Below are 4,930 nucleotides of genomic sequence, written 5' to 3' on the forward strand. Positions count from 1 at the left end.
CCCGCCACCGTTCCCTTCGTCGGCCCCGAGGCGCAGGAGCGCGCCCGGGGCACCGCCTTCGCCGCGCGCCTCGGCGCGAACGAGAGCGTCTTCGGGCCCTCGCCCCGCGCCGTCGTCGTGATGGCCGAGGCGGCGCGGGAGGCGTGGATGTACGGCGACCCCGAGGTGCACGACCTCCGCCACGCGCTGGCCGACCATCACGGCGTGACGGCGGAGAACATCGTCGTGGGCGAGGGGATCGACGGGCTTCTGGGATACATCGTCCGCCTCCTCGTCGCGCCCGGCGACGCCGTCGTGACCTCCGACGGGGCCTATCCCACCTTCAACTACCACGTCGCGGGCTTCGGCGGCGTGCTTCACAAGGTGCCCTATGACGGCGACCGCGAGGACCCCGGTGCCCTGCTCGCCAAGGCGCGGGAGACGGACGCGAAGCTCGTCTACTTCGCCAATCCCGACAACCCGATGGGCAGCTGGCACGACGCCGCCACCGTTCAGGCGATGATCGACGCGCTGCCCGAGGGTTGCGTCCTCGCCCTCGACGAGGCCTATTCCGACACCGCGCCCGAGGGGGCCGTGCCGCCGCTCGACACCGGCCATCCGCGCGTGATCCGCCTCAGGACCTTCTCCAAGGCCTACGGTCTCGCGGGTCTGCGCGTCGGCTACGGGATCGCCGCGCCCGAGTTCGTGGCCGCGTTCAACCGCATCCGGCACCACTTCGGCATGGGCCGCGTGGCGCAGGCGGGCGCGCTCGCCGCGCTCGCCGACCAGGAGCATCTGCGGGCGACCGTTGCGCGCATCGCCGCCGCGCGCACGCGGATCGGGGAGATCGCGCGCGCCCATGGCCTGACGCCGCTGCCCTCGGGCACGAACTTCGTCACCATCGACTGCGGCGGCGACGGGGAGCGGGCGCGCGCCGTCCTGCGCGGCCTCGTCGCGCGCGGGATCTTCGTGCGGATGCCCTTCACCCCGCCGCAGGACCGCTGCATCCGCGTCTCCTGCGGCACGGAGGCCGACCTCGCTGCCTTCGCCGCGGCGCTGCCCGGCGCGCTCGCCGATGCGGGGGCTGTCGCGGCGTCGTGACTTGCCTTTGCGAGACGCGGCAAACAGAGTTCGGCGCAAACTGGTCTGGAGCGACGCGAATGCCCTCGATGCCCCGAATTCTCTTCATTCTCCTTGCAGGCGCCACGCTCGTCGGAGGCGCTGCTTCCGCGGAGTCGCACGGCGCCCATGCCGGCCACGGGGCGCACGCCTCGATGGCCTCGACCGGCCCGGCCGAGGACGCCTTCCGCGCCGCGAATGCCGCGATGCACGCGGGTATGGACGTCGAATTCACCGGCGATGCGGACGCGGACTTCATCCGGGGCATGATCCCCCATCACGAGGGCGCGGTGGCCATGGCGCGGATCGTCCTCGAGCATGGCGACGACCCGGAGGTGCGCGCGCTGGCCGAGCAGGTGATCGCCGCGCAGGAGGCCGAGATCGCCTGGATGCGCGAGTGGCTGGCGCGGAACGGCTACTGAGCTCTTCCCCTGCGACAATTTGGCGCTATCTGCCGACGAGGTTCCCTTTCGGCAGGTCTCCCCAGGATGCATTTCCGGGTTCTCTACGCGCTCGCCATGGCGCTGACCGTGTTCGCGCTCTTCGTGCTCTGGGTCTGGACTGGCCCGGTGGGCATCATCCTCGCGGCGGGCATGACGCACCTGCTGCTGCGCTACGGCGAGACGCGGCGCGACGCGGAGAGGGCGCTGGCCCGCAAGACGGCCGACGAGGACCTGCGCCGCGCCTTCGACCGGCGCTGATCAGCCCTCGGCGATCACCTTCACCGCGGCCTCGAGGCCCGTCGGCCCGTGCGGGATGCCGAGCGCGGCCATCCCCGCCTGGAGGCTGCCGAGAACGCCCAGCACCATGTGCGCGTTGACGTGCCCCATGTGGCCGATCCGCAGGAAATCCTCGGCGTTGCCGCCCGGACCCTCCACCCCGCCGAGCGGGATGCCGAGCGTCACGCCCGCCTGCGCCGTCATCCAGTCGCGCATCCGCTTGCCGTTGCCGGGGCCGAAGTTCACCGTGGTGACAGAGTGGCTGCGCTTGGCGCGGTCGGCGATGTTGGGGCGGACGGGCCCCGCCTGTCCCCAGACCTCGAGCGCGGCCCAGACGGCGCGGGCGAGAACGGCGTGGCGATGCCAGACGGCCTCGATCCCCTCCTCCTTCACGATCATGTCGAGCGCGGTGCGCAGCCCGTAGAGGTGGTGCGTGGGCGCGGTGCCGTTGAAGTAGCGATAGAACTCCTGCGGGTTCGCGCGCGGCCGCCAGTCCCAGTAGGAGGTCACGAGGTCCGCCCGCTCCCGCGCGCGGTCGGCCTTGTCGTTGAAGAAGACGAAGGCCATGCCGGGCGGCGTCATCAGGCCCTTCTGACTGCCCGTCACCATCACGTCGACGCCCCATTCGTCCATGTGGAACTCGTCGCAGGCGAGGCAGGCGATGTTGTCGGAGCAGAGGAGCGCGGGATGCTTCGCGGCGTCGAGCGTGCGCCGGAGGCCCGGGATGTCGTTCTTCACGCTCGTCGAGGTGTCGACCTGCACGGCGAGGACGGCCCTGATCCGGTGCTCGGTGTCGGCGGCCAGCGCCTCGGCCACGCGGTCGAGGTCGATGTCGCTCCGCTGGCCGAAGTCGATCACCTGCGCCTCGACACCCATCGCCGTCGCCATCTCGCCCCAGCCGAGGCAGAAGCGCCCGGTGCCGAGGACGAGGATGCGGTCGCCCCGGCTGAGCGTGTTGCAGAGCGCGGCCTCCCATGCGCCGTGGCCGTTGGCGATGTACATGGCCACGTGATGCCGCGTGCGCGCGACGGCGCGCAGGTCCGGCACGATCCCCGCCACCATCTCCACCAGTTCGCCCGTGTAGATGTTGGGCGCCGGCCGGTGCATCGCCTGCAGCACGCGGTCGGGCATGACCGAGGGACCGGGAATGGCGAGGTAATGGCGGCCGTTGGCGAGGCTCGGCGTGTTGCTCATGCTGGGGGCTCCTCTCACGGGACCAAAGCGGCGTAGAACGGCGCCGGGGGAAGGTCAATCGTGCTCCCCGCTTGGCGCGGGGCGGCCACATCATTAATTGTGAAGCGAAAGTTTCGCGGAGGTGAACATGGCGGGCGAATGCGCGGCGGACCGCACGGTCCTGAGCATCTCGGGGGCCGATCGGGAGAAGTTCCTGCACGGTCTCGTCACGAAGGACGTGGGCGCGCCGGGGACGGGCCTCGTCTGGTCGGCGCTCCTCACGCCGCAAGGCAAGTATCTCGCGGACTTCTTCCTGCTGAACCGGGGCGAGGACATCCTCCTCGACGTGAAGGCCGGGCTTGCGGCGGGCCTTGCGCAGCGGCTGTCCATGTATCGCCTGCGCGCGGACGTGAAGATCGAGGACGCGGGGCTTCCCGTCGCGCGGGGTCTCGGCGATGCGCCCGACGGGGCCTGGCCCGACCCGCGGCACCCGGCGCTCGGCTGGCGGGCCTATGGCCTTGCGGGCGGCGAGCCGGCGATCGACTGGGACGCGATCCGCGTCGCGGCGGGCGTGCCCGAGACGGGCGTGGAACTGATCCCGAACGATACGTTCATCCTCGAGATGGGCTTCGACCGGCTCCACGGGGTCGATCACCGCAAGGGGTGCTACGTGGGGCAGGAGGTGACGGCGCGCATGAAGCACAAGACCGAGCTGCGAAAGGGCCTCGTCACCGTCACCGTCGCGGGCGAGGCCGAGCCCGGCACGCCCATCGAGGACGCCGAGGGCCGGAGCGTCGGCACGCTCCACACCCGCGCGGGCGGCGCCGCGCTCGCCTACCTGCGTTTCGACCGGGCGGAGGGGCCGCTGCGTGCCGGCGAGGCCGAGGTGACGTGGGACGGCGGGACGGGCGGCTGACAGGGCGCCGCCGCCCCGTTGCCGACGTGTTCGTGCCGCGAGGCCGGGCAACCCGGGTCTCGCCGGGTCTCGCACCGGCAGGTGGCTCGGCGCCGGGGGACACGCCTTCGGCCGGACCTGCCCCACGAAGACCGCGATGGACGTCGCCCACCCACCGTGCGATCCCCCCAGCGCCAGCCGTCAGAGGAGGAGCGACGCCGCCCCCTCGTGGCGCAGGAGCCAGACCTTCGCCTCGACCCCGCCGGGCGCGCTGAAGCCGCCGAGGCCGGTCGCGGACAGGACCCGGTGGCAGGGGATGAGGATCGGCAGCGGATTGGCGCCGCAGGCTTGTCCGATGGCCTGCGCGGGCGCGTCGAGGGCCTTCGACAGCTCGCCATAGGTCCGCGTCTGTCCGTGCGGGATGGCGCGGAGCGCATCGAGGAGCGCGCCCTGAAGCCCGTCGCGGCCATGCGCGAGGGGAAGGTCGAAAACCTCCCGCATCCCGTCGAAGTAGTCCGAAAGCTGCTTCAGCGCCTCGCCCAGCAGCGCGTCGGACGGATCGCCCGGTGCCGGGCCCCAGCCGCTCGCCACGATGGCGCCGTCCCGCGCCTCGACCCAGACCGGGCCGAGCGGCGTGGAAAGCCCGGCCCTCACACCTGCCGCGCCACCCACCACTGCGTCCCGCAGGGCGTGCGGAACCCTCCGCGCCGGTCGCCGTCGCCCCTCTCCAGGATTGGCTGCACCTCCTCGGCCCCGTGCTCCAGCGCGCGGGCGAAGACGGCGTCGGGGTCGGGGACGTAGATGTGGACCATGGCGGGCGGCCCGCCCTCCATCCCGCCCATCATCAGGACGGTGTCGTCGATCCGGCACTCGGCATGCTCCACGCGATCGCCGCTCCGGATCACGCGCAGCCGCTCCGCCCCGAAGACCGCCTCGCAGAAATCGAGCACGGCGAGCGGGTCGGGAACGATCAGGTAGGGTGCGAGGCTGGTGTAGCCGTCCGGTTTCCAGGTCATGGGCCGCGCGCAGGCTCGGCCCATGACCT

Annotated in this window: 7 protein-coding genes; 4 read left to right on the forward strand and 3 right to left on the reverse strand. The window is 72.1% G+C overall.

Going from position 1 to position 4,930, the window contains the following annotated elements; translation table 11 throughout:
- The 3 genes from ACTS11_RS10160 to ACTS11_RS10170 all read left to right on the forward strand — a co-directional run.
- Positions 1–1,080: pyridoxal phosphate-dependent aminotransferase (locus ACTS11_RS10160; protein WP_442640199.1), on the forward strand; the 1,080-nt coding region annotated here is incomplete at its 5' end.
- A 68-nt stretch (positions 1,081–1,148) separates the two neighbouring features.
- Positions 1,149–1,520 carry a CopM family metallochaperone gene (gene copM / locus ACTS11_RS10165; RefSeq protein ID WP_442640200.1) on the forward strand — a complete coding sequence of 124 codons (372 nt, stop codon included), beginning with the start codon at positions 1,149–1,151 and terminating at the stop codon, positions 1,518–1,520.
- 66 nt (positions 1,521–1,586) lie between these two features.
- Positions 1,587–1,799: a hypothetical protein gene (locus tag ACTS11_RS10170; protein WP_442640201.1), complete on the forward strand. Its 213-nt coding sequence runs from the start codon at positions 1,587–1,589 to the stop codon at positions 1,797–1,799.
- Here the strand turns inward: ACTS11_RS10170 and ACTS11_RS10175 are convergent, their stop codons facing one another.
- A complete protein-coding gene (locus ACTS11_RS10175) occupies positions 1,800–3,011 on the reverse strand; it encodes a pyridoxal-phosphate-dependent aminotransferase family protein (RefSeq protein WP_442640202.1) in 1,212 nt (403 codons plus the stop codon). It lies immediately after the preceding gene.
- 127 nt (positions 3,012–3,138) lie between these two features.
- On the opposite strand from ACTS11_RS10175, the gene ygfZ reads away from it, so the two are divergent.
- Complete coding sequence (gene ygfZ, locus ACTS11_RS10180) at positions 3,139–3,906, forward strand: CAF17-like 4Fe-4S cluster assembly/insertion protein YgfZ (protein WP_442640203.1); 768 nt, start codon at positions 3,139–3,141, stop codon at positions 3,904–3,906.
- 180 nt (positions 3,907–4,086) lie between these two features.
- Here the strand turns inward: ygfZ and ACTS11_RS10185 are convergent, their stop codons facing one another.
- Together ACTS11_RS10185 and ACTS11_RS10190 are read right to left on the reverse strand one after the other, a co-directional pair.
- Positions 4,087–4,539 carry a methylated-DNA--[protein]-cysteine S-methyltransferase gene (locus tag ACTS11_RS10185; RefSeq protein WP_442640204.1) on the reverse strand — a complete coding sequence of 151 codons (453 nt, stop codon included), beginning with the start codon at positions 4,537–4,539 and terminating at the stop codon, positions 4,087–4,089.
- Positions 4,536–4,930: VOC family protein (locus ACTS11_RS10190; RefSeq protein ID WP_442640205.1), on the reverse strand; the 395-nt coding region annotated here is incomplete at its 5' end. The genes ACTS11_RS10190 and ACTS11_RS10185, both read right to left, overlap by 4 nt.

The organism is Roseicyclus sp. (genome assembly GCF_052168335.1).
Taxonomy (GTDB): Bacteria; Pseudomonadota; Alphaproteobacteria; order Rhodobacterales; family Rhodobacteraceae; genus Roseibacterium.